25 protein-coding genes and 1 pseudogene are annotated in these 22,709 nt (G+C 36.2%); 11 read left to right on the top strand and 15 right to left on the bottom strand.

Annotated elements, in window-relative coordinates; translation table 11 throughout:
- Positions 1-6: 6 nt before the first annotated feature.
- Both K2F26_RS17635 and K2F26_RS17630 read right to left on the bottom strand, forming a co-directional pair.
- On the bottom strand, positions 7-1,074 hold the full coding sequence (locus tag K2F26_RS17635; RefSeq protein ID WP_302850066.1) for an RNA-guided endonuclease InsQ/TnpB family protein: 1,068 nt from the start codon (positions 1,072-1,074) through the stop codon (positions 7-9).
- A gap of 100 nt (positions 1,075-1,174) precedes the next feature.
- Positions 1,175-2,371: an AI-2E family transporter gene (locus K2F26_RS17630; RefSeq protein ID WP_220608834.1), complete on the bottom strand. Its 1,197-nt coding sequence runs from the start codon at positions 2,369-2,371 to the stop codon at positions 1,175-1,177.
- Between the two features lie 118 nt (positions 2,372-2,489).
- Between K2F26_RS17630 and K2F26_RS17625 the strand changes: the two genes are divergently transcribed.
- On the top strand, positions 2,490-2,873 hold the full coding sequence (locus tag K2F26_RS17625; protein WP_220611929.1) for a hypothetical protein: 384 nt from the start codon (positions 2,490-2,492) through the stop codon (positions 2,871-2,873).
- 317 nt (positions 2,874-3,190) lie between these two features.
- Complete coding sequence (locus K2F26_RS17620) at positions 3,191-4,606, top strand: LCP family protein (protein WP_220608833.1); 1,416 nt, start codon at positions 3,191-3,193, stop codon at positions 4,604-4,606.
- A gap of 170 nt (positions 4,607-4,776) precedes the next feature.
- On the opposite strand, the gene K2F26_RS17615 is transcribed toward K2F26_RS17620, so the two are convergent.
- Complete coding sequence (locus K2F26_RS17615; protein ID WP_096566607.1) at positions 4,777-4,929, bottom strand: nicotinate phosphoribosyltransferase; 153 nt, start codon at positions 4,927-4,929, stop codon at positions 4,777-4,779.
- A gap of 370 nt (positions 4,930-5,299) precedes the next feature.
- Between K2F26_RS17615 and K2F26_RS17610 the strand changes: the two genes are divergently transcribed.
- The 6 genes from K2F26_RS17610 (at position 5,300) to K2F26_RS17585 (ending at position 10,961) form a co-directional block, all read left to right on the top strand.
- Positions 5,300-6,691, top strand: a complete 1,392-nt coding sequence (locus K2F26_RS17610; protein WP_220608832.1) for a nicotinate phosphoribosyltransferase — start codon at positions 5,300-5,302, stop codon at positions 6,689-6,691.
- A gap of 100 nt (positions 6,692-6,791) precedes the next feature.
- Positions 6,792-7,355: a nicotinate-nucleotide adenylyltransferase gene (locus K2F26_RS17605; protein WP_220608831.1), complete on the top strand. Its 564-nt coding sequence runs from the start codon at positions 6,792-6,794 to the stop codon at positions 7,353-7,355.
- Positions 7,356-8,102, top strand: a complete 747-nt coding sequence (locus tag K2F26_RS17600) for an NUDIX hydrolase (protein WP_220608830.1) — start codon at positions 7,356-7,358, stop codon at positions 8,100-8,102.
- Between the two features lie 84 nt (positions 8,103-8,186).
- The gene (locus K2F26_RS17595; protein ID WP_220608829.1) at positions 8,187-9,860 is read left to right on the top strand and encodes an NAD+ synthase; all 1,674 of its coding nucleotides are present in this window, start codon (positions 8,187-8,189) and stop codon (positions 9,858-9,860) included.
- A 108-nt stretch (positions 9,861-9,968) separates the two neighbouring features.
- Positions 9,969-10,214 (top strand): helix-turn-helix domain-containing protein, encoded by a 246-nt coding sequence (locus K2F26_RS17590; protein ID WP_096566619.1) that lies wholly within the window; start codon positions 9,969-9,971, stop codon positions 10,212-10,214.
- A gap of 6 nt (positions 10,215-10,220) precedes the next feature.
- Positions 10,221-10,961, top strand: a complete 741-nt coding sequence (locus K2F26_RS17585) for a restriction endonuclease (protein ID WP_220608828.1) — start codon at positions 10,221-10,223, stop codon at positions 10,959-10,961.
- Here K2F26_RS17585 and K2F26_RS17580 read toward each other — a convergent pair.
- The 3 genes from K2F26_RS17580 to K2F26_RS17570 form a co-directional block, all read right to left on the bottom strand.
- Complete coding sequence (locus K2F26_RS17580; protein WP_220608827.1) at positions 10,918-12,111, bottom strand: DNA cytosine methyltransferase; 1,194 nt, start codon at positions 12,109-12,111, stop codon at positions 10,918-10,920. The two genes, K2F26_RS17585 and K2F26_RS17580, sit on opposite strands and share 44 nt — an antisense overlap.
- Before the next feature lie 103 nt (positions 12,112-12,214).
- Complete coding sequence (locus tag K2F26_RS17575; protein WP_220608826.1) at positions 12,215-13,408, bottom strand: DUF4336 domain-containing protein; 1,194 nt, start codon at positions 13,406-13,408, stop codon at positions 12,215-12,217.
- A 102-nt stretch (positions 13,409-13,510) separates the two neighbouring features.
- Entirely contained in the window at positions 13,511-14,197 is a 687-nt protein-coding gene (locus K2F26_RS17570; protein ID WP_220608825.1) for a tetratricopeptide repeat protein, read from the bottom strand.
- Positions 14,198-14,536: 339 nt separating this feature from the next.
- Between K2F26_RS17570 and K2F26_RS17565 the strand changes: the two genes are divergently transcribed.
- Positions 14,537-14,863, top strand: coding sequence for a YbjQ family protein (locus K2F26_RS17565; RefSeq protein WP_220608824.1), 327 nt, complete (start codon positions 14,537-14,539; stop codon positions 14,861-14,863).
- Between the two features lie 223 nt (positions 14,864-15,086).
- The gene (locus tag K2F26_RS17560; protein WP_220608823.1) at positions 15,087-15,722 is read left to right on the top strand and encodes a hypothetical protein; all 636 of its coding nucleotides are present in this window, start codon (positions 15,087-15,089) and stop codon (positions 15,720-15,722) included.
- A gap of 147 nt (positions 15,723-15,869) precedes the next feature.
- Here K2F26_RS17560 and K2F26_RS17555 read toward each other — a convergent pair whose 3' ends face one another.
- The 9 genes and pseudogenes from K2F26_RS17555 to sufR all read right to left on the bottom strand — a co-directional run bounded on the left by K2F26_RS17555 (position 15,870) and on the right by sufR (position 21,034).
- Positions 15,870-16,328 carry a YbhB/YbcL family Raf kinase inhibitor-like protein gene (locus K2F26_RS17555; protein ID WP_246605407.1) on the bottom strand — a complete coding sequence of 153 codons (459 nt, stop codon included), beginning with the start codon at positions 16,326-16,328 and terminating at the stop codon, positions 15,870-15,872.
- Positions 16,329-16,459: 131 nt separating this feature from the next.
- Positions 16,460-16,720 carry an NDH complex assembly factor CRR9 gene (locus tag K2F26_RS17550; protein ID WP_194054493.1) on the bottom strand — a complete coding sequence of 87 codons (261 nt, stop codon included), beginning with the start codon at positions 16,718-16,720 and terminating at the stop codon, positions 16,460-16,462.
- 192 nt (positions 16,721-16,912) lie between these two features.
- Positions 16,913-17,311 carry a type II toxin-antitoxin system PemK/MazF family toxin gene (locus tag K2F26_RS17545; RefSeq protein ID WP_220608822.1) on the bottom strand — a complete coding sequence of 133 codons (399 nt, stop codon included), beginning with the start codon at positions 17,309-17,311 and terminating at the stop codon, positions 16,913-16,915.
- Entirely contained in the window at positions 17,296-17,577 is a 282-nt protein-coding gene (locus tag K2F26_RS17540) for a hypothetical protein (RefSeq protein ID WP_220608821.1), read from the bottom strand. The genes K2F26_RS17545 and K2F26_RS17540 overlap by 16 nt, the downstream gene beginning before the upstream one ends.
- 38 nt (positions 17,578-17,615) lie before the next feature.
- The gene (locus K2F26_RS17535; protein ID WP_220608820.1) at positions 17,616-18,398 is read right to left on the bottom strand and encodes a hypothetical protein; all 783 of its coding nucleotides are present in this window, start codon (positions 18,396-18,398) and stop codon (positions 17,616-17,618) included.
- 40 nt (positions 18,399-18,438) lie between these two features.
- Positions 18,439-19,860: a serine/threonine protein kinase gene (locus tag K2F26_RS17530; protein WP_220608819.1), complete on the bottom strand. Its 1,422-nt coding sequence runs from the start codon at positions 19,858-19,860 to the stop codon at positions 18,439-18,441.
- A 74-nt stretch (positions 19,861-19,934) separates the two neighbouring features.
- Positions 19,935-20,177, bottom strand: coding sequence for a hypothetical protein (locus K2F26_RS17525; protein ID WP_220608818.1), 243 nt, complete (start codon positions 20,175-20,177; stop codon positions 19,935-19,937).
- A 26-nt stretch (positions 20,178-20,203) separates the two neighbouring features.
- Positions 20,204-20,311: pseudogene (locus K2F26_RS17520) on the bottom strand (type II toxin-antitoxin system HicB family antitoxin); the annotation flags it as partial.
- 51 nt (positions 20,312-20,362) lie between these two features.
- Positions 20,363-21,034, bottom strand: a complete 672-nt coding sequence (gene sufR, locus K2F26_RS17515; protein ID WP_220608817.1) for an iron-sulfur cluster biosynthesis transcriptional regulator SufR — start codon at positions 21,032-21,034, stop codon at positions 20,363-20,365.
- A gap of 229 nt (positions 21,035-21,263) precedes the next feature.
- Between sufR and sufB the strand changes: the two genes are divergently transcribed.
- A complete protein-coding gene (gene sufB, locus K2F26_RS17510; protein WP_194054504.1) occupies positions 21,264-22,703 on the top strand; it encodes a Fe-S cluster assembly protein SufB in 1,440 nt (479 codons plus the stop codon).
- Positions 22,704-22,709 lie beyond the last annotated feature (6 nt).

Raw genomic sequence — 22,709 nt, 5'->3', positions numbered from 1 at the left:
ATATCCTCAAGCTACTTTTCCCGGTGTTACCCGGAATGGGTAAACTGCAATACCCGCTATCCCTAAGCTAAAAGCCGCAGGGACTACTTTTCTAGCAATATTCAGACTAGCATTAACATCCGCATGAATCAGCTTACCATCTTGAGATTTGTACCAAGCGCGTTGTATTCGCTTACCACTGAAAGTGTATGTTTCTCCTTGTTTGTATACAGGAATGGGGTCTAAGTCCAAAAATGAAGCAGCAGAAGTATAAGATTCTTCATGAATAAAAACGGTAATTCCTACCAATTCAGCTTTGTATTTCAATTGCTCTATAAACCGAGCATGAGGGATACTAACGAAGTTCTGATTTGTGGTCTTACCTAAATTGAGTTCTTGCTTCCATTGCTCATTTTTGCCAATAACTAGCGTCCCTATTCCGGCTTTAACTAAATAATTAATAATCCATCTACTAGCATTATGCAAGTAATTATCTATTTGATTATTCCGTTGACAAGTGAGTGCATTTATCCGGTGAGATGTGTGAGCATTTTCCCCTAGTTGAGATTGAAGTTTAGCTTTAACTTTATTGTAATGACGATTGATTGATTTTAAAGGTTTTCCGTTGATAAGTACAGGTTTAAATCCTGCTATATTAGCAGTTAAGGCTGCTAAATTATCTAATCCAATATCAATACCTGCCACACTGTTAGGGTCTAATTGCTGTGGTTTAGCCTCCCTTTCATAAACTACTTCAATGACATATTGCCCACATCTGGGGACAATTCTTACTTGTTTAATATTGCTTGCTGATGTGGGAAATTGTATATTTGTTTGCGATAGTTTAATGATGCCTTTTCTCAAAGCCGGTTTAGAAATTGCACCTAATTCATAAATCAGAATATTCCGTCCTTGAGTTTTATCCTTGTATTTTGGTAATTTTGGTCTACCTAAAAATAGAGATGGGTCTTGATGATAAACTGCGGTAGCATGGAGAAAAGATTTCCAATTATGATGCAAAACTATCAAAACTTGATTGCTGACTTTACTTGGCAGTGCCTTGTATGATTCATGCTGCTTTACTTGATGGTATATTTTTGTATTATCTAAATAAAGGCATTCAAGGATAAATGATTGCCTGACTAATGTTCACATTAGTTAGGGCTTGTCGAATAAATGTAAAACCTAGATAGAGTTAGCTGTTTTGTATCGGCTGACGGCAAGGAACACCATCAGAAACACTGAGAGAATTATTGCCTGGAGGTGAAGGAGATTCCTCTGGTGTCATGGGTGCAGCTAACTCTCCAGAAACAGAATTTTCTTGATCATCACTCATGATCGGTGGACGAATGGCGCTAATAACCGTCTTGATGACAACAGCACAAGGAACCGCCACAATCACGCCTAAAAGTCCGCCGATTCTTGCCCCAGTCAAAACGGAAATGAGTATCCAAACTGGATTTAAACCTGTAAAACTGCCTAAAATCCGAGGTGCAATGATATTTTCAAGAATTTGTTGCACGATGACTGCTGCGGCCAAGACTCTAGCACCCATCCAAAAATCTTGTAGGGAGACTAATAAAGTTGTGATAGCGATACCCACAGAACCACCAAAGGGGATAAGCGCCATAATGCCGATAGTTAAGCCAAACAACAACCCAAATGGCACTTTCAACCACAAAAAGGTGGGAATCAGAGCCGATGCCATACAAGTAGATAAAATTAATTGAGTGATAAAAAAGTTTTGAAAACTCAGGCGTACTGTTCTGGAAAAAGGCTCACGAAATTTAGTAGGTAGCCATTCTACCAAGCTTTGCCAAAGTTCACCGCCATGTTGCAATAGATAAAAGGTCAAAACCATCGTTAGCAGAAAGTCTAACAAGCTGGTAAAGGTGACGACAGCAAGATTTAATACTTGTCCGGCTATAGCTTGTAGTTGACTCTTGACGCGATCATTAATTTGCACGACGATAGCATCAAGATTTATAGGTAAACCCATCATCTCGGCTTTCTCGTTTAAAATCATTAACTGCGATCGCCCAGAGTCAATCAACTCTGGTAAACGGTTTACCAGTTGCTGGGCTTGAGTCAGGGCTAGAGGAAAGAGGGTGACACCCAGCGCCAATAAAATTGATAAAGCTGATAAAAATACCAAAATGGCGACTTGTTCTCGTCTTGCACCGTGCTTTTCCATCCAACTTACTGGGTAGTTAAGCAGAAATGCCAGCACTGAGGCTCCGACTAAAATTACTATCAAAGAGTGGAAATAATGAAAAATTGCCGATATCGCCCAACCATTGAGAACTAATAGAGGAGCGAATAGCGCGATCGCCCCGATTCGCGCTACTGGTGTAAATGTTTGCCACCAGTCAAGTAGCTTTCGTGTCTGCATTTTTAGCTGATTGGGGATAGAACTAAATACAACTTAAGCTAAATTCTTGTTTACAGAATATTATCTCTAACTATATGAATCTTATGTCTTCCTCTAGTTTATGATTAGACCCTCCACAATGGAAAATCTACCACCTATTGATAATTACCCACCTCCTCCAGAAACTGCCACTTCTAAAAGATTGCTGCTTTTATACTTGATTCCTGTGATCGGCTTTTTTCCTTCTCTTTGGACTCTCTATCGCCGTGAGGGTAGTCGGGAACAACTGGCCGTGAGTCGTCTGTCCATTACCTTGGGCTTTACATGGATGTTAGGGTACTTGCTGTTAGCAACTGGGGCAGCTACTTCAGATTTTTTTACACTCCGTTTGTTAATTCTTAACAGTTTTCTCACATCTGGTTACTTTTTAGTGAGTGTTTGGTTAATTTTTCGTGTCATTCAAGGCAGGTCTTATCGTTTGCCTGGATTCAGTAGTTTTGCCGAGGGAATACTGCGTAAATAGTAAATTTACATTTGTTCATGTTTTTAACAATCTGAGGATTGATACCAGCATTTATAGGTAATCTACCCACCAAGATCATCAAATAATCAAATTTGGTTTATTATTGCCATACTTGGATCAACTACTTCCATCAACTTCCCGGATGATCAAAAAATCAACAGAAATGCAGGTAAAGGTCTTGTAGTATCTACGATAGGTAAGTAAGTAGACAATACCAAGAATTATCCATTATGGTCTAATTTATCTACGTATATTGTATTGAGTTGGTATTGAGTAGACAAATTTACGGTATTTTAGCAGTCAGTGTGAGGAAATCTGTGACTAGTCAAAGAACATCAGCAGCAGGTAAAAAATCAGCGAAAGCTAAAGCTAAAGGCAAAAACTCTCGCAAATCAAAATCAGGTCGCTGGCTATGGTTTGCGGTGGGTATGGGCGGGATAGCAATGGTGTCAGGTATGGCAGGAGCTTTGTTGGCTGTTTCTTGGGATAGTACACCTTTGCAGCAAGCTCAGTTAAGTGCTAAGGAGGCAGCAGTTTTTGATAGCGATCGCATTTCTGGTAATGGCTTCCAATTTTCTCAATTAACTCGCCCTGTGAATATCTTGGTTATGGGGATGAGTGTACTGCCTCCAGATGTCCAAAATCCACCTATTGAAACCCAAGGACTTAGATATCTACCCCAAGTTAATTCTTTTGACGGTCTTGCAGATGTTATGCTCTTGATCAAGTTTGATCCAGAGACCAAAAAAATAGTTATGCTTTCCATTCCCAGAGATACCCGGACAGAGGTTGAAGGGTTTGGGGTGAAAAAAATTAACGCCGCCAATGTCGATGGTGGTCCGGCTTTAACTGCTCAAACTGTCAGCAATCTCTTGGGAGGCGTGGGAATTGATCGTTATGTCCGCATTAATGTCTTAGGTGTTGCCAAATTAATTGATGCCTTGGGAGGGGTGACAGTCTACGTTCCCAAAGATATGAAATATAAGGATGATTCCCAACATTTATATATTAATTTAAAGGCTGGTAAACAGCATTTGGCAGGTGAACAAGCACTACAATTACTCCGGTTTCGCCATGATGAACTGGGCGATATTGGCAGGATTCAACGCCAACAAATGGTATTACGTGCCTTGATTGAACAAAGTCTCAATCCAGCAACATTAACACGATTACCAGAAATTCTAGAAACAGTGAGAGAACATATTGATACTAATTTGTCGGTTGAGGAACTTGTGGCGTTGGTTGGGTTTGGGGCGCGGACTAATCGTTCTAATATGCAAATGTTAATGCTTCCTGGTCGGTTTAGTGAGAAAAATGAGTATGAGGCTAGTTATTGGATACCTTATGAACGGGCAATTAATAAATTAATGGTGCAAAATTTTGGTTTAGAATCAATATCATTTGATCCTGAAATCATTGATCCCTCTCGGCTACGGATCGCTATTCAAGATAGTACAGGTGGCGATCGCTCTCAAATTCGTCCTTTAATTGCAGCTTTAGAACAAGCTGGATATCGTAATATCTTTATTTCTCGACCTTGGGGTGAACCTTTGGATACTACTCACATTGTTGCTCAACAAGGTGATAGTGATAGTGCTGAATCTATTCGTAATACTTTAGGTTTTGGGGAAGTGCGGGTTGAAAGCACTGGTAATATCGCCTCTGATATTAGTATTCAAGTAGGTCAAGATTGGTTACTACATAAACCAGTGTTTGAAAATATGGTTAGGTGATAGGGAATAGGTAATAGGTAATAGGTAATAGGTAATAGGGAACAGGGAACAGGGAACAGGGAACAGGGGACAGGTGACAGAGGTAAGAAAAATTAGTTTTTTCTCCTGAAATCCTCAAATCCTGAACTCCTGACTCCTGACTCCTTAATATCCTGACTCCTGAGAAAAATCTACCAAGATGCAGCTTTACGTCTCTTATAGGGAACGCCGGTAAAAGGTTGAAAACCAGTGACAGGATAAGCGTCATCTGTAGGGCTAAAAATTCGCATGAAGGCTTCAGAAATAAATTGGGTCATACTAGCAAGCATTCTGGAGATAAACATAATCTAAGACTCCTTTTTTATGCCCTTTATCTGAGATATCTATTACTTTAATGCTGATATTTGTTGGTTGCTCATATTTGCAATATATTGATATTTTACGCAATGTTTTTTTAGATAGCTTTGCAATACTTTATCTAATTGAAGATTCAAACTTTTCCATTTAATTATAATTGTAACTTCTTACCGCCGAATAGGGTATTTTAGAGGCATAATTATTCCTATTACCATTAAAAACTGTGAAATAATAGATATATGAAGATTAATTTGCCTTGATTGGCAAGCTTTTCAGCAATCTTCATTCCCATACTTGACATTAATTATGGTATAATTTACCATAATAAGAGAAGCACTCTTAGTAGGACGCTCTCAGATGACTGCTTTTGCAGATGTTGATGATGACAAGAACAGCTACCACAACCCAGAATTGAATCTTTGTCCTGAAAATTATAGTTTGCTGACAGACCTTTACCAGCTAACAATGGCAGCTTGTTACACAGGTGAAGGAATAGAACAAAAACGAGCCAGCTTTGAATTATTTGTCAGGCGCTTACCTGAAGGTTTTGGCTATTTAATAGCGATGGGTTTGGCACAAGCTTTGGAATATTTAGCTAATTTTCGCTTTAATTCCGCCCAAATTGCTGCTTTACAAAGAACGGGTATATTTGATCATGCACCTGAGCGTTTTTGGTCATTATTATCTGAAGGCAGTTTTACTGGGGATGTGTGGGCAGTACCAGAAGGAACTGCTGTATTTGCTAATGAGCCATTATTAAGAATTGAAGCGCCTTTATGGCAAGCACAAATAGTAGAAACTTATCTTTTAAATACACTTAATTATCAAACTTTAATCGCTACCAGGGCGGCTAGATTACGTGATATTGCGGGGGAAAAAGCAACACTTTTAGAATTTGGCACACGCAGAGCTTTTAGTCCTCAAGGCTCTTTATGGGCTGCAAGGGCGGCTTTAGCAGGTGGTTTAGATGCCACTTCCAATGTGTTAGCAGCATTACAACTAGGTGAAAAACCCAGTGGTACAATGGCTCACGCCTTAGTCATGGCATTATCAGCTTTAGAAGGAAGTGAACAACAAGCGTTTACAGCTTTTCATCAATATTTTCCAGGTGCGCCTTTATTGATTGATACTTTTGATACTGTTGCTGCTGCTGAAAAGTTAGCTAAAAAGGTAAATAGTGGGGAAATGACATTAACTGGGGTGCGTTTAGATTCTGGTGATTTAGTTAGTTTATCAAAACAAGTGCGATCGCTCCTACCACAAATTACAATTTTCGCCAGTGGAGACTTAGATGAATGGGAAATACAAAGATTAAAAAATCAAGGCGCGGAAATTGATGGTTATGGTTTAGGCACAAAATTAGTTACTGGTACTCCTGTAAATGGAGTTTATAAACTTGTGGATATTGATGGTATTCCCGTGATGAAAATGTCTAGCGGTAAGTTTACTTATCCTGGAAAAAAACAAATTTTTAGGTCTTTTGTTGATGGTAAATTACAATCTGATAGATTAGGTTTATTAGATGAAAATTCTGGAAAAGAAAAACCTTTATTAGAGTTAGTGATGAAATCAGGTAAGCAGATAAAACCAACAGAAAGTTTACAAACTATTCGAGAAAGAAGCTCATTTTCTGTGGCAAGTTTACCACAGGAAACAATAAGTTTAGAAAATCCAATTTCTGTAAAAGTAGAAATTTCGGAAATGCTGCAAAATTTAACTAATAAGACGAAATCACAATATGAATCATGAACGCAGATAAACGCAGATGAACACAGATAATAGGAATTATTAATTTATTACTGTCACCTGTCACCTGTCACCTGTCACCTATTTCCTGAACTCCTAAATTATGAACATTGCATTATTCGGAACAAGTGCTGATCCACCAACTGCGGGACATCAAAAAATTATTAAATGGTTATCTCAACATTATGATTGGGTAGCGGTTTGGGCTGCTGATAATCCTTTTAAAGAGCAACAAACTCCTTTACCTCATCGTGCAGCAATGTTGAATTTGTTAATTACAGATATTCAAGCACCATTAGGTAATATTAGTTTGGAACAAGAATTAAGTAGTTGGCGAACTTTGGAAACATTGGAAAAAGCAAAGTTAAGATGGGGCGATTATATGGAATATACTCTTGTAATTGGCTCAGATTTAGTGAATCAATTACCACGATGGTATCATGTTGAAGATTTGTTAAAACAAGTGCAATTATTAGTGATTCCGCGCCCAGGATATGTCATAGATAATATTAGTTTAGAGAGAATTAGAGAGTTAGGAGGAAAAATTGCGATCGCTAGTTTAACAGGTTTAGATGTTTCCTCTACCGCTTTTCGTCAACAAAAAGATCATCAAACTCTCACACCCCCTGTTATAGATTATATTTATCGGGAGAAATTGTACGTTTAAATGCCACTACGTAACCATAAGAAAATCTCAAATTCCACACTTCAACAAACTTTGGCTGATTTTAAAGTTGGTGTGGATAATGTCATATTTTCTGTAGATACTACCAAAAATCGGCTGTTAGTTTTATTAGTAATGCGACAACAAGAACCATTTTTAAATTCTTGGAGTCTTCCCGGTACTTTAGTTAGACAAGGAGAATCTTTAGAAAATGCTGCTTATCGCATTATGGCAGAAAAAATAAAGGTTAATAATCTTTATTTAGAACAACTTTATACTTTTGGTGGTCCAAACCGTGACCCCAGAGAAGAAATTAATAGTTATGGAGTGCGTTATTTATCAGTTAGTTATTTTGCTTTAGTTCGGTTTGAAGAAGCAGAATTAATTGCTGATAAAGTTGCAGGTATTGCATGGTATCCCGTTAAACAAATACCTCAGTTAGCATTTGATCATAATGAAATTATCACCTATGGACACAGAAGACTGAAAAATAAATTAGAATATAGTCCCGTAGCATTTGATGTTTTACCAGAAACTTTTACACTCAACGATTTATATCAGTTGTACACCACAGTTTTAGGGGATAACTTTTCTGATTATTCAAATTTTCGAGCGCGTTTATTGAAACTTGGTTTTTTATTAGATACAGGAATTAAAGTATCAAGAGGTGCAGGTCGTCCCGCGAGTTTATATAAATTTGATGCAGAAGCTTTTGCACCGTTTAAAGATAAACCTTTAGTTTTTATTTAAGTTAGGTGACAGTTGACAGGTGACAGTTAAGAGTTTTTCAGCAATTACCAATTACCAATTACCAATTACCCATTCCCTTGATTTATGAAAATTGCAATTGCCCAACTTAACCCTATTATCGGTGACTTAACAGGAAATGCTCAAAAAATCCTGGAAACTGCACAACAAGCAGCAGCAAATAATGTCCGTTTATTATTAACACCAGAACTTTCTTTATGTGGTTATCCACCACGGGATTTATTATTAAATCCTAGTTTTGTGAAATCAATGGATATCACATTAAAAAAACTAGCTCAAGATTTACCACCTAATTTAGCTGTTTTAGTAGGAACTGCTGTTAAAAACAAAGATGCTCATATTACAGGTGGTAAAACTTTATTTAATAGTATTGCTTTGTTAGAAGCAGGAAAAATTAAACAATATTTTCACAAGCGACTATTACCAACTTACGATGTATTTGATGAAAACCGCTATTTTGAACCAGGGTTACAAGCTAATTATTTCGCTTTAGATGATATCAATATTGGTGTGACTATTTGCGAAGATTTATGGAATGATGAGGAATTTTGGGGTAAACGTCATTATCCAGTTAATCCCATTTCTGATTTATCAATTTTAGGTGTAGATTTAATTGTCAATTTATCTGCTTCTCCCTATACCGTTGGTAAGCAAAATTTACGGGAAGCTATGTTAAAACATAGTGCAGTAAATTTTCAGCAGTCAATTATTTATACTAATCAAGTTGGCGGAAATGATGATTTAATTTTTGATGGGCGCAGTTTTGCTGTAAATAATCAAGGTGAAATTATTTGTCGTGCTAAAGGTTTTGAAACAGATTTTTTGACTGTTGAATTTGATAAACAAACGCGAGATTTGCAGTTAAATTATGTTGGTAACTTGTATGAATCGGAAGATGAGGAAATTTGGCACGCTTTGGTTTTAGGTGTGCGAGATTATGTGAAAAAATGCCGTTTTTCTCAAGTTGTTTTAGGGTTAAGTGGTGGTATTGATTCCGCTTTAGTTGCTGCTATTGCGACGACTGCATTAGGTAAAGAAAATGTTTTAGGTGTATTAATGCCTTCTCCTTATAGTTCCGAACATTCTGTTAGTGATGCTTTAAAATTAGGGGAGAATTTAGGAATTAAAACGCAAATTTTACCCATTGGGGAATTAATGCAAAGTTTTGATCATACATTATCTGAATTATTCACAGGTACAGAATTTGGTATTGCGGAGGAAAATATTCAATCTCGCATTCGTGGTACTTTATTAATGGGGATATCTAATAAATTTGGACATCTGCTTTTATCTACTGGCAATAAATCAGAAATGGCGGTTGGTTATTGTACCCTTTATGGTGATATGAATGGCGGTTTAGCTGTCATTGCAGATGTACCAAAAACCCGTGTTTATTCTATTTGTAATTGGTTAAATACTCATAATCAAAAAGAAATTATTCCCCAAAATATCATTACTAAAGCGCCTAGCGCAGAGTTAAAACCTGGTCAAGTGGATCAAGATTCTTTGCCAGCTTATGACATTTTAGATGATATTTTGGCACGGTTGATTAATAAACATCAATCAGCAGAGGAAATAGTTAAAGCAGGTCATGATCAAGAAATAGTAAATAGGGTGTTAAAACTGGTTTCTATTGCTGAATTTAAACGCCGTCAAGCAGCACCAGGTTTGAAAATTACTGATCGTGCTTTTGGTACTGGTTGGAGAATGCCTATTGCTGCAAATAAAAATGGATCATGATTAGTATTAACCAATAAGTAGCAAGCAAATTAATAGTTAGGTGATGATGCCTGGCAATGTGACACATAGTCCGTAGACTGATAGTCCATAGACATTGAAAATTGTCAGATGGATAAATCAAAACAAAAGATTCTTAATGCTTTAGGTTATCTAGTCAGACAACGCAGAACAGAGCTAGGAATTTCTCAAGAAGAGTTAGGACTACGTGCTAACTTAGACCGCACATACATTTCTGGTGTAGAACGTGGAGTGAGAAACCCCTCTTTAACTGCGCTTGTTAGTCTTGCAGATGGCTTAGGTATTAGTGTTTCTGTTCTGCTACAAAATCTCGAAATTGAAGCTGATAAAAGATAAAATAAAGTGACAAACCAAAGAAATCTAGTAGAAACTATTAAATCTCAATTCAGACAAAACTCAACTCAGTTAAAAGTTTTTAATCTTCTATCAGACCAAAAATGGCATTGTCGAGAATGTGAAGGAAAAAATATAGGATCAACTCAATATGCAGGTGGTGGAGGTATTCAAGGTTTACAAAGGGGTACAAGAAGTCGTCCTGGTTTAGTAATTGAAACAGAAAGGAATTATTGCTTAACTTGTCAGCAAATACGTTTAGGAGATCGTTGGACAGGAGAAATAAAATCAGCTAATTCATCTGCTAATATACCTGCTGCTTTAGTTAAGAAAATTCTTGACATTTATTCATATACAGATGTCATAGAACAAAGACAAAGAGAAAAGCATGAGTTAGTCATTGACCATCGTTTTCCTATGGAACGTTGGGGAGAAAGTGAAGCTCCACATTTAACGTCTATGAGTGAAGAAGAAATTAGAAAAAAGTTTCAATTACTCAAAAAAGATGCTTCTGGAAATCACAATCTTTTAAAATCAAGAAGTTGTGAACGCTGTATTAAAACTGGTAAACGTGGTACACCTTTTGGGATTAAATTCTGGTATCAAGGAAGTGAAGATTGGCCTTCCCAACATCAACGAGGTGATGAAGCTGAGGAAGGTTGTATTGGTTGTGGGTGGTATGATTTTGAAACTTGGCGTAATGCACTTAACCAAAAACTATCTCAGATTGTTCAAAATGATGTAAATTAACAGGTTTTTTGGTGTTAATCGCAATATCATTTAAGTAAGGAATTAGTGCATAACCAATACATTCAGCTAAACGTGGTGGAACAGCATTACCAATTTGCCACATTGCTTTTTTCATAGTACCTGCAAAAATAAATGAGTCAGGAAATGTTTGTAATCTGGCCATTTCTCTAGCGGAAATCACACGGTTTAAATAAGGGTGAATATGTGTACCACCATGATTTTCTTTTACAGTCATACTAGGTTTACCAGGATATTGTCGTTTGAAAGCATCAGCGTATTTTTCATATAAAGAACTACCAGGAGGAACTTTTGCTAAACGTTCCATGTATTCCTGTGAATGTTTAGTCCATTCATGATTAATTTCTGGTATGGGAGTATATTCTGGTAAATCAGAAATTCCTGATTCTATAGGTTTATATTCTTCTGGTTTTAATTGTGCTTGAGGATAGGGATTTGGCATTCCAAATCTGTTAGCAATAAAAATTGCTCTTGGGCGAATTTGTGGTACTCCATAAGCAGCAGATTCTAAAATCGCTACAGATACATGAGGATAACCAATAGATTCAAAAGCTTCAATAATTGCTGTTTTTACATCCCCTTTTTGTATTGTTAAAATCCCTGGTACATTTTCCATGACTACATACCAAGGACGTATTTCCGAAACTACCCGGACAAATTGATAAAATAACCTATTTCTAGGATCATTAGGATCGCGTTTTCCTGCTACTGAAAATCCTTGACATGGTGGACCACCAACCACAACATTAATTTCAGGTGAACCTATTTTTTGCAGCCATTCTTGGGGAGAAAATTGTTCAATATCTCCACAGAAATGATGACAGTTAGGGAAATTTTTTTGATGAGTTGCAGAAGCAATGGGACTAATTTCTACACTAGCTAAGGGTGTAACTCCTGCTTGGAATAACCCTTGGGTAATTCCCCCTGCACCACAAAACAGATCCACAAAATTATATTGAGATAATGAAATTTGTGGGGTATTAACATCAATAAATATTTTATATGGATCAGAATTATCTTCATCTAGTTGACGCTGAATACGCTCATAACGTCCTAACTTCGGTTTTTTTTGTTTTTTGTTAGGATGACTATTATCCTCGTTAGGTAAAAAAGAAAGTTGTGTTCCTTGCATTGAATAATTTATATAAAGTTTGTCTTCATTGTGACATATAGTCTACAATAAATCAAGCTTCATACAAAATAATAATTACTTAATTGCTAATTTACGAGATTTATTACACCCTTTCCTTTTGAGGTGTAGCAATACCACGTTTAACTAAACTAGCTTCTAATTCTTGAATAAAACGCAAATCTTCCTTTAATAAAGGTTGCTGATAACTTGCTTTTGGTTGCTGTTCTAAAAAACTAAATGCTTGTCGAAATTGTTCAGGAGTAGCTTTAATAGGTGCATCAAAATGACAAGAAATTATTTGTTGAAAATCCCAAGTTGCAATTTTATCAGCCCATTCTATTGCTTCTCTTGCTCCTTGAGGAAGGATGAGAATTTGTAAAATTGGGGCAACAAAAGGACGACCATTACCAGATAATGCTGTAAAGGTATCTTGCCAATTTTCATCCCATTTAAAGGGGAAAAAACCAAAGTATGCTTTATGTGAACGATCAGGTGCTTGTTTGGCATCTTTCCAAATTTCCCCAAGTTGAGAAATTTTGACTGCACTGGGACGAAAATAAATTGCAAATAAAGCTATTCTTTGCCAACCACGATGACGGTTTTCAGCATTATCTGTAATTGTTTCTTGTGCATTTTCCCTAGCATGAAATAGTAAAGGATAGGGATCTATTTGTAAAATTTCTGGTGGTTCTTGAGTAATAGAAAGTATGGTATCTGTTAATAATAAAGTGCGAGATGGTTTATGTAATAATGCAACTTCTTGGAAAGAACCTTTACCTAAATTGATATCTAAAATAGCATATTCAAATTCATTACCAAAGGGGTTATTTTGATGATTTACTGATAAAAATAATGTCCGTTTTTGCGGAAAACCTAACCAACTGAGGGGAAGATTAAAAGGAATACTCCATTGATGGGGAGCAACATAAACTAAAGCCTGGGGAAATTTTCTGGCAAAAGGACCGACAAATATTTTATGTTCTAAACCGGAACTAGTAGGTAAAATTATATATTTTACTTCCCCATGTTTTTGTTCCAATTCCTTTACTAAATTGATACATTCTGGGGTGGGTGCTACAGGTGCATAAACTAAAAGTCCGCCTTCCTGTAGCTTAATTATGGTCATACGAACTGGTACAATTGTGTACAAAATGCCTTGTAATTGATCAAATATCCATAGGGTATCTTTGATAATTTCTCGGCATAAAGTCTTTCTTTTTCCGTAGGGATACAGAGGTAAAATAGGCCAAAAAGACCATGACAAATTTTGCTGATTTTCTATTCCCTGAGTATTCATAATTTTGGTAATTCACCAGAGTCTATTTCTTATTTTTAGCATTGGTTAGAGTTCAGCAATCATTTAATTTGTCAAGGAATTTTTTTCTGCTACCTACTAACATTAACCTCCGATCTCTCTGAGCATATTTTCTACTCTGTTTGCGCCTTCTGCATCATTACTACTGCGATATAAACTAAGAGCTTGTCTTAAAGCAGTGCTGGCCTGTTGAGTTTGTCTACGTTGTTTGAACATTGAACCCATCAATTCATAAGTACGTGGATTGTTACGGTTTAATTTAATTGCTTCTTCAAAAGCCCACATCGCTGAAGTATAATCACCTAAAGCAGTTTGTGTGACACCTAAACCTAAATAAGCATTAAAATTGCTACGGTTTAGCTGGATAGCTCGACGATAAGCTTCTTTTGCTCCGTTGGTGTCTCCTAAATTACCTTTGATATAACCTACAGCGTAATAAAAGTCACTATTATTACCATCTAGGGCGATCGCACGACGATAAGCAGTTAAAGCTAACTGAAAATTACCTTGTTGAGCATATAAGAACCCAATTCCAGAATGAATTCTCGCATTTCTGGGAGCTAATTTTGCTGCTTCCTGATAGACAGCGATCGCCCCATTATAATCCCCCGTATCCACCAGTCTCCGCCCTTCTTCCAACAATTGCCTTAACCTAGCATCATTAGCTTGTGCAACTAATACTTCCGCACTTTCAGCCTTTACAGGAACAGCAGTCACGAAACTTCCTAATAATAGAACAGCCACTAAAAATGATGTTTGTTTGTGTAGCATATATTTCCTTAAATTTTAGTGAAGTTTTGTTTGTACATTAAAACAAAAATATTTAGTTTTGAAAACTGTATTTATTCACATTGACAAAATCTTATAAAATTGGTAATTGTTAGAACCCTGTCCTGTTGCTGTATATAGGAATTCAGGCGAGCATCTATACTCATCTGATAAGTGGCAAGACTATGAACTAGATGCAATTCAATTGGCATTTACAAGTGTGGCAGGATGAAAATATAGGATGAAAATAAGATCCAAAAAGTTCCAGCAATTCTGGCAATCTGTATCAGAGGCACCTAAAAACCCAAACTTTAAACTATTGGCTGTCAATAAGGAAATATTATGCTTTTAAGTACAACCGATGTCATTCAAGGCGCTGTCATTGATTCATATTTGGGCATTGTCACAGCGGAAGTTGTCTATGGCAGCAATTTTTTGCGGGACTTTTTAGCCAGCATCAGGGATATTGTTGGTGGACGTAGTGGCAGTTACGAGCGTTTATTTGAAGAAGGACAACGGAAAGCACTAGAACAACTACAACAAAGAGCGCAACGTTTAGGGGCGGATGCTGTCATCGGTATAGAAATTGATACAGGAACAATAAATGTTGATCAATCTGGAGTTTTATTATTAATAACTGCCACAGGTACGGCTGTCAAGATGCGTTAGAATTTTGTCTTTTTTAAATATATAAAAGTCTGAAAAATTAAACATTTCTGCTATATTTCAAAACTGCATTTCACAACGTTATCTTCTCACTAAAGACATAGTGATTAACTCTTTCCACTGATAGATAATAAAAACACAAAATAGCAATTTAATTGTAAATAAAAGCATAAACCATAAATATACCTGAGCAACTTTACTGAAATAGCAAGGGAGAAAATAAACTATGTCTTATGTAAATAGAGTAGGGGATGAAATTATTGCTCCTGAGTCTGCGGTAGCAACAAGAGTCACAGAATACCGGGATCGGGTGCGTTGGGGTCCAATAATTTCTGGTGTTTTAGTTGCTCTAGCTACTCAATTAATATTAAGTTCCTTTTTTGGGGCGCTAGGTGCAGGTAGAATAGCTGACTCATTAGCACCAAGAACAATCGCCGCCGGAATTATTAGTAATGTAGGAATTTGGTCAACTTTAGCTTTATTACTTTCCCTGTTTCTGGGTGGTTGGATAGCAACCCGTGGCTGTGGACCAATGCACCGAGACACAGCTTTACTTAACGGATCAATTCTGTGGGCAACAACTTTAGCAATTAGCTCTTTTCTATTAGCAAATGGTGTATGGGGTGCATTTGGAGTAGCGGCTTACAATGCAGCAGCCGTAATGAATCAAATTCAAGGACAAGGTACTACCATACCACAAAATTTACCTGCTTTAACTGCTGAACAAACTCGTGAAATTGCCGCCGCAACTTCTAGAACTTTATGGTGGTTTGTTCTTGGTTCTCTATTGAGTTTAGCAGCAGCATTGATGGGTGCAGTTGCAGGTGCGCGTAGTCCTCGATCTAATAATTACAATCATTGATATTACCTGTGTTGAATAGTTATCATATCTGTTTGGCTGGTAATGGGTAATGGGTAATTGGTAATTGGTGATTGATTAGATCCCTGATTTATTATTTATTCAATAAATAAATCGGGGATCTGATGATTATTTTTATGATCAAATAATTTAACCCTGACGTTGATATTTTCCCATTAATTCGGCTTTTGCTAAAACATGACCTGCCATTGCTGTTAAAATTTGATTTTTACTAACACCAGGTTCTAAATTCAACTTTTTATCTAAAGCATAAAGATGGAAAAAATAACGGTGAGTTCCACTAGGAGGACAAGGACCACCATAACCTAATTTGCCAAAATCATTTTTACCCTGTATTCCACCAATAGCAATAGTTTTACCCGCAGGAATTTTTTCCGCTAATTGGTTAACTGATGGGAGAATATCATAAATAACCCAATGCACAAAGGTCATTCTTGGGGCATCTGGATCATCAACAATTAATGCTAAACTTTGAGTATTTGGAGGAATCTCATCCCAGCTTAAAGGTGGTGAAATATCTGCACCATCACAGGTATATTTTGCAGGAATTAAACCATTATCTACAAAAGCACTGCTGGTTAATTTCATGGTTGTTGCTACCTTGGGATTACAACTAATTAGAGATAGTCCTAATAATCCAAAAATAGCAAAGGACTGAGTTATAAAAACTCGCCTTTTAGTAATATATATCAAGATAATGTCCCCTTTTTAATTATTCCCTACCACTTCAAAAATGCTTCTTCTACTCCTTTTTCTCTTCTAATTTTAGCATCAAGTTCAAACCAAGTGATAATTTGTTTTACTGTTAACTCTTCAATGGGTACATCATATTCTGTAGCAATATGTTGTAAAATCCGTAAGGAGGAAATTGTCAACCTGGTTAAGAATTTTTCAGGGGAAGATAACAAAGCTGCGTCAACTTGTGCAGATTCGTCAGTGGTTAAAAACTGGGTTGATGATTGATTGGGGGAGATATCCATAGGGTTTAAAGTTGTGTTTAAGTGGGAAGTTTTTTTATATTAAATCATATTGTGGTAATTTTTGAGTAGTTGTTTTTTCTCACGCAGAGACGCAGAGAACGCAGAGAAGTTAGCAAATATCCCCGATTTCTGAGTTTAATTTTGGGTGAATAATGGGAGTTTATCAAAGAATTCGGGGATCTGGGTATTTCATCATTTTGGTTTTTTGCTTCTTTCCCATGCTTTTGATGCTGGTGGTGGTGATGATGGTTTTTCTATAATTTCAATAATTGTACTAATCACTTGATTAATTTTATCATCTTTGAGTTTTCCAATGTACCGAATTACGTTACTTTTATCAACTGTAGCAATAATATTAGGGCGAATATAACAAGGACTTAAATTTAATTTACCTACTCTAAAATCTTGATCTTCTAATTTAATTTCATAATCTCGTCCTGGTTTACTGGTAATAGGACAAATTATAATATTATTATTGTCTGATTCTGCTATCACTAAAGCTGGTCGTTTTTTTGTGGTAGATGTATCAGAGAAAGGAAAAGGAATAGATATCACATCACCTTTAATTAAATGTTCTATAGATCCTTCCATGCTTCGTCTTCCTCTGGATCAAGCCACACTTTATTTAATGATGATTCACTCATTTCTAAAAATTCCTTAACTATTATTTTATCATCATCTATATCAACAGCTTGTAAATTTTTAACTACTGCTAATGGCAGTCCAGTTAGTTTGACGATAAAATCTAATTCAATACCTTCTCGTAACATATTTACAGCAACTTTGGTTAAACCTTGCTGTAAACCCTTTTCCCATGCTTCTTGTAATGTTTGCGCTGGAATTGATAGGTTATTCATATTTTTTATATTTATGTAGTTAGATTTTTGGAACTCGATTATATTGTATCACAGTCTTTATCACAGACAATTTCAATTCTTTCAATTTCTTGGATCAGGATATCTTTAGTTTTATCATAATCAAAATTATCATCCAGTTGAAACTTTGTTTTACATAAAAATAGTAGTTCATCTATTTGGAATTCTCGCTTTGCAAAACATTTCGTTAGCAATCGTAAAATTTGACTATCTTCCTGATCATGAAATATTGTAACGCCACCTTTGTCGTACACATAATCATAACTCAATGCCTTTAGAATCTTAACTTCTTTACAGCACCATGTTGTAATGCGAGAAATCGCTGTTGGAGGAATTACACCAATATAACAACAGTTACCCATTTCTTGAAGGCTATCTTTCAAATAATCCTGGTAGGATTCCAAATTTTCTTTAAAATAATTTGTGCGTTCTTTTACCGTTTCTCCTATTTGATACAGCAGGTTTGACGAATGTGCTAAAAAGTCTTCATCAGGGTAAAACTTGTATTGTTCTAAAGAATCAATATCTATTTCAATTAAAGCTCCTTTCGAGCTTACTGTAGTCAGTTCAATTGATGGTTTTGTCAATTGTGAGCAAAGCTGTTTCATCAAAGGATCATAGTATTGATAGAAAGCATAGTATGGTGCATAAGCATCACTTAAATAAACAGCGTCATTTCTTGATTCATAATCATTTAACTCAGACACAGAGCAATTGCTTTTTTTGGTTTCTCTGGGAGGTAAAACTCCTTGACTCCGAATTCTCTCAATATTTTCAAAACTTGTACCGTGGTAAAGTAACATTAGCCTACTCCTAGAAAAATTATCTCATTATTTTATAATATCAAGATAATAATGTAAATACTGGGAAGAGTTGATAAAATAACCAGCCTAAAAATATGCCTAACCAAGAAGTGCTAAGTAAAATTAAAAATTGATGCAATTTGCTTAAATAATTTTCTAACTTTTTAGTAATTGGAACATAAATGAAAATCAATACAATATTAATACAAAAAATAATAATACCAGCTAAACCAGCAATAGAACCCTCTCCTTTACCTTCAATTGATCCAATAGATAAAAAAATAGGTCCCAAAATAGCTAACATCATAGGTAAACTCAAAACCATCTGCAAAGCAAACTTTAAAAGCAAAGCTATGTACCAAGTTGATGAAAAATAGGTCAATGGTTTATTTAACACTAAAATCAAAGCAGAGATAAAAGCCAAATTCAAACCTAAGAAACAAGCGAAAGCTGAATAATACCAAGGAGAAGATGCTAATAAAAATCCCATTATTGAATAACATAAACCTATTAATTTTAAGAAATCCCAAGGAATATTATTGATTTTGCCATTTTTATTAACACCTACAATGACAGGAAATGTTTTCTCAGTCCTAATAGTTTGATGTTCTATTTTCTGACTAACCTGATAAACCTGATGACTAAAATCAGGCAATAACTTTAACCATTCTCTCATAGACTGCGGACGATATTCCGGCTCTAAATTCATACCTTTAAGTATTGCCAAATTCAACTCATCACTAATACCAATAACATATTTATTAGGAGAAATTAACGGTTTATTATACAACTTTCTATCTAGCGAACTTTCAGGACGTTTACCTGTAACCGCATAATATAAAGAAGCAGCAAGAGTATAAACATCAATCGTTACTTGTCTATTACCTCCCATTTGTTCATAAGGTGCAAAAGCAATATTAGCAGGATGATGAGAAGTAAAATATCCATCGTGGGGAATTATTTCCCCTGCAATTCCAAAGTCAATTAATACAGCTTTACCATTTTTTTGTACCATAATATTACCAGGGTGTGCATCCCGATGAACTAAACCCTGATGATGAACAAAAATTAAAGCCCCTCCAATTTGTTTTATATATCCTACCGCTTCTAATTCTGGTAATGCTCCCTGTTTTTGGACTAAATTAAATAAACTTTCACCGGGTACAAAGTCCATTACTAAACAATATGTTTTACCTTCTTCAAATAATTCAGTTACACGGACAATATTCGGGTGTGGTTGTTGAGAAAGTTTTGCTAATTTGCGTCCTTCTTGAATAAATCTTTTGACATAATTGGGGTATTCAGAATCATTTTTTAGGCTTTCATTGGGGGTTTTTATTACTACCCACTGTTTTAAAAGTGTATGTTGTGCTTGATATGTAATCCCGAAACCACCTTCTCCCAGGACTTTTTCTATCACGTATCTCCCACCCTGTAATTTATACCCCTTTTGCCAAACCATAGGTTACAGATGCCTAAAATATTGTTGTGTTCATTTTGGCACAGTCAGGTATGATTTGGGTAGTTTGGTGATGTTTATTGCAGAACTTCCCAATCTTCTAAACCAACGGGTTCTGTAGGTTCTTCATAAGAGTATGGCTGTGTATTTTGCAATGGGTAAAGATTTGTATTTGATTGTGGTTTTATTGACACTTGTTGTTGTGGATGTTTAGCTTCTAAAATAATCACTTCCACTGCTTCACCTGCGTGAAATGGTAAATCCCGCAGCGTCAGAGTTCCATCTTCAGTTAAAGTTATTTCTATTTTGTGAGCGTTCATATTTTTATTTATAATATTAATCGTTAATCAATCGTTTCTCCCTGAAAAAAACAGGCTTGAAGTTGAGGAACTTCACCAATATACATACCATCTTCATCTCTTTCAATTACCACATAAAATTCTTTATTATTCATAGTTGTTGTTTCCTTATCTGCGTCCATCCGCGTTCATCTGCGTTAAACTACCTACCTTTTCTGCACCAAATACCCACAACGATGCTCACCATGAATTAACCAATGCGTCCTCTCCACACTACAATCTGGTAAAATCGCTGCAAACATTTCTAACTCATGACCACACACACTAGGAAACGACTCAGCCACATTAGAAATAGCGCAGGTGTGTTCCATAAATAAAAACCTATCACCACCGCTAGTATCTGCTTCTACATGGTGAAACTCAGCCATAAAACCTTCAGCTTTTCGCAACTCCACCAAAGCGGCGACCCGTTCCTTTAAAGAACCATTACCCACCCTTTCCCGATATTCCAGTGCTTTGCGTTCCCACTGCTTTTGTAAAATCGTTTTAAATTGCTCACGTCCTACAGTTTCCGCTAAAGTATCTAATAGCGAAACCGCAAACTCACCATAACCACCACCGACACCGCTAACACTCTTTTGTAAGTGTTCTCTTCCCCGTTGACTTAAATGATATATATGTTGGGGTCTACCCATACCAGAATTTTCCGGTATAGAATATATCACTAATTCTTCAGCCTCCAAATCCTTTAAATGGCGACGAATCGCTTGGGGGCTAACTTTTAATATTTCCGCAAGTTCAAGAGCCGTAGCTTGTGAGTGTTTTAAAAGATACTCTAGGATATCCTGCTTAGTAGAGGACTGCTGGGTAGTGGCCATGTTAGTCCCAATAAAAATTTCCAAAAATTCAAAAAATCTCTAAAAAAATTTGACTTAAACAACATTGTTGTTGTTAATCTATCGTACAATAGATTTAGATTAAACAACAGCCGAGTTGTTTTAGTGTGTAAACCTATTCTAACAGCCCTGTTAGCGATCGCTAACAAAAAACGGGAATCAGCTTTATAGAACCCGTCGCCTATCCTTTAAAGAGAACACAAGAGAACCGATGAGCGCATCCGTCAAAACCTTAGTTAACCAACCTTACAAGTACGGTTTTGTCACCGACATCGAAACCGACACCATCCCTCGTGGACTAAATGAAGACGTTATTCGCTTAATTTCCGCGAAAAAAGAAGAACCGGAATTTATGCTGGAATTTCGTCTTCGTGCCTACCGTCAATGGTTGAAGATGACAGAACCTACATGGCCTCATGTCAAGTATCCACCTATTAATTATCAGGATATCATTTATTATTCCGCACCGAAACAAAAGAAAGAAAAACTCAACAGTTTAGATGAAGTTGATCCCACTTTATTGGAAACCTTCGAGAAATTAGGTATTCCTTTAAATGAACAAAAAAGATTAACTAACGTTGCTGTTGATGCAATTTTTGACAGTGTTTCTGTAGCGACTACTTATAAAGAAAAACTCGCTAAAGATGGCATTATTTTCTGTTCTATTTCTGAAGCATTACGGGAACATCCAGAGTTAGTGAAAAAATATCTGGGTAGTGTTGTTCCTATTGCTGATAATTATTTCGCGGCTTTAAATTCCGCAGTATTCAGTGATGGTTCTTTTGTTTATATTCCCAAAGGTGTAAAATCACCAATGGAATTGTCAACTTATTTCCGCATTAATTCCGGTGATACAGGACAGTTTGAAAGAACCTTAATTATCGCCGAAGATGATAGTTATGTTTCCTATTTAGAAGGTTGTACAGCACCCATGTATGACAGCAATCAATTACACGCTGCGGTTGTAGAATTGGTAGCTTTAAATAATGCGGAAATTAAATATTCTACTGTTCAAAACTGGTACGCTGGGGATGAAAATGGTAAAGGTGGAATTTATAATTTCGTAACCAAGCGCGGTTTGTGTCAAGGTGTCAATTCTAAGATTTCTTGGACTCAAGTAGAAACCGGTTCTGCTATTACTTGGAAGTATCCTAGCTGTGTGTTAGTTGGTGATAATTCTGTGGGTGAGTTCTACTCTGTTGCATTAACAAATAATATGCAGCAAGCTGATACTGGCACTAAGATGATTCATATTGGTAAAAACACTCGCAGTACAATTATTTCTAAAGGTATTTCTGCTGGAAAATCTAGTAATAGTTATCGCGGTTTGGTGAAGATTAATCCCACTGCGACGGGTGCGAGAAATTATTCTCAATGTGATTCAATGTTGATTGGTGATAATGCACAGGCTAATACTTTTCCTTATATTCAAGTTCAGAATAATACTGGAAAGGTTGAGCATGAAGCGTCTACTTCTAAGATTGGTGAAGATCAATTATTCTTTTTTGCTCAACGTGGTATTTCAGCAGAAGATGCTATTTCTATGATGATTAGCGGTTTCTGTAAGGATGTTTTTAATCAGTTACCAATGGAGTTTGCTGTTGAGGCTGATAAGTTGTTGAGTTTGAAGTTGGAAGGTAGTGTTGGTTAATCTGTT

It is taken from the genome of Sphaerospermopsis torques-reginae ITEP-024 (genome assembly GCF_019598945.1).
Classification (GTDB): Bacteria; Cyanobacteriota; Cyanobacteriia; order Cyanobacteriales; family Nostocaceae; genus Sphaerospermopsis.
Note: the sequence above shows the minus strand (reverse complement) of the source record. Positions and strands in the feature narration are given on the sequence as shown.

Bases quoted from the DNA above. Each gene is read 5' to 3' on its own strand.
- K2F26_RS17570 (WP_220608825.1), bottom strand. From the start codon at position 14,197: ATGCTACACAAACAAACATCATTTTTAGTGGCTGTTCTATTATTAGGA.
- K2F26_RS17590 (WP_096566619.1), top strand. From the start codon at position 9,969: ATGGATAAATCAAAACAAAAGATTCTTAATGCTTTAGGTTATCTAGTC.
- sufB (WP_194054504.1), top strand. From the start codon at position 21,264: ATGAGCGCATCCGTCAAAACCTTAGTTAACCAACCTTACAAGTACGGT.
- K2F26_RS17565 (WP_220608824.1), top strand. From the start codon at position 14,537: ATGCTTTTAAGTACAACCGATGTCATTCAAGGCGCTGTCATTGATTCA.
- K2F26_RS17600 (WP_220608830.1), top strand. From the start codon at position 7,356: ATGCCACTACGTAACCATAAGAAAATCTCAAATTCCACACTTCAACAA.
- K2F26_RS17575 (WP_220608826.1), bottom strand. From the start codon at position 13,408: ATGAATACTCAGGGAATAGAAAATCAGCAAAATTTGTCATGGTCTTTT.
- K2F26_RS17525 (WP_220608818.1), bottom strand. From the start codon at position 20,177: ATGAACGCTCACAAAATAGAAATAACTTTAACTGAAGATGGAACTCTG.
- K2F26_RS17580 (WP_220608827.1), bottom strand. From the start codon at position 12,111: ATGCAAGGAACACAACTTTCTTTTTTACCTAACGAGGATAATAGTCAT.
- K2F26_RS17615 (WP_096566607.1), bottom strand. From the start codon at position 4,929: ATGTTTATCTCCAGAATGCTTGCTAGTATGACCCAATTTATTTCTGAA.
- sufR (WP_220608817.1), bottom strand. From the start codon at position 21,034: ATGGCCACTACCCAGCAGTCCTCTACTAAGCAGGATATCCTAGAGTAT.
- K2F26_RS17595 (WP_220608829.1), top strand. From the start codon at position 8,187: ATGAAAATTGCAATTGCCCAACTTAACCCTATTATCGGTGACTTAACA.
- K2F26_RS17550 (WP_194054493.1), bottom strand. From the start codon at position 16,720: ATGGATATCTCCCCCAATCAATCATCAACCCAGTTTTTAACCACTGAC.
- K2F26_RS17630 (WP_220608834.1), bottom strand. From the start codon at position 2,371: ATGCAGACACGAAAGCTACTTGACTGGTGGCAAACATTTACACCAGTA.
- K2F26_RS17535 (WP_220608820.1), bottom strand. From the start codon at position 18,398: ATGTTACTTTACCACGGTACAAGTTTTGAAAATATTGAGAGAATTCGG.
- K2F26_RS17605 (WP_220608831.1), top strand. From the start codon at position 6,792: ATGAACATTGCATTATTCGGAACAAGTGCTGATCCACCAACTGCGGGA.
- K2F26_RS17560 (WP_220608823.1), top strand. From the start codon at position 15,087: ATGTCTTATGTAAATAGAGTAGGGGATGAAATTATTGCTCCTGAGTCT.
- K2F26_RS17540 (WP_220608821.1), bottom strand. From the start codon at position 17,577: ATGAATAACCTATCAATTCCAGCGCAAACATTACAAGAAGCATGGGAA.
- K2F26_RS17545 (WP_220608822.1), bottom strand. From the start codon at position 17,311: ATGGAAGGATCTATAGAACATTTAATTAAAGGTGATGTGATATCTATT.
- K2F26_RS17530 (WP_220608819.1), bottom strand. From the start codon at position 19,860: ATGGTTTGGCAAAAGGGGTATAAATTACAGGGTGGGAGATACGTGATA.
- K2F26_RS17555 (WP_246605407.1), bottom strand. From the start codon at position 16,328: ATGAAATTAACCAGCAGTGCTTTTGTAGATAATGGTTTAATTCCTGCA.
- K2F26_RS17610 (WP_220608832.1), top strand. From the start codon at position 5,300: ATGACTGCTTTTGCAGATGTTGATGATGACAAGAACAGCTACCACAAC.
- K2F26_RS17625 (WP_220611929.1), top strand. From the start codon at position 2,490: ATGGAAAATCTACCACCTATTGATAATTACCCACCTCCTCCAGAAACT.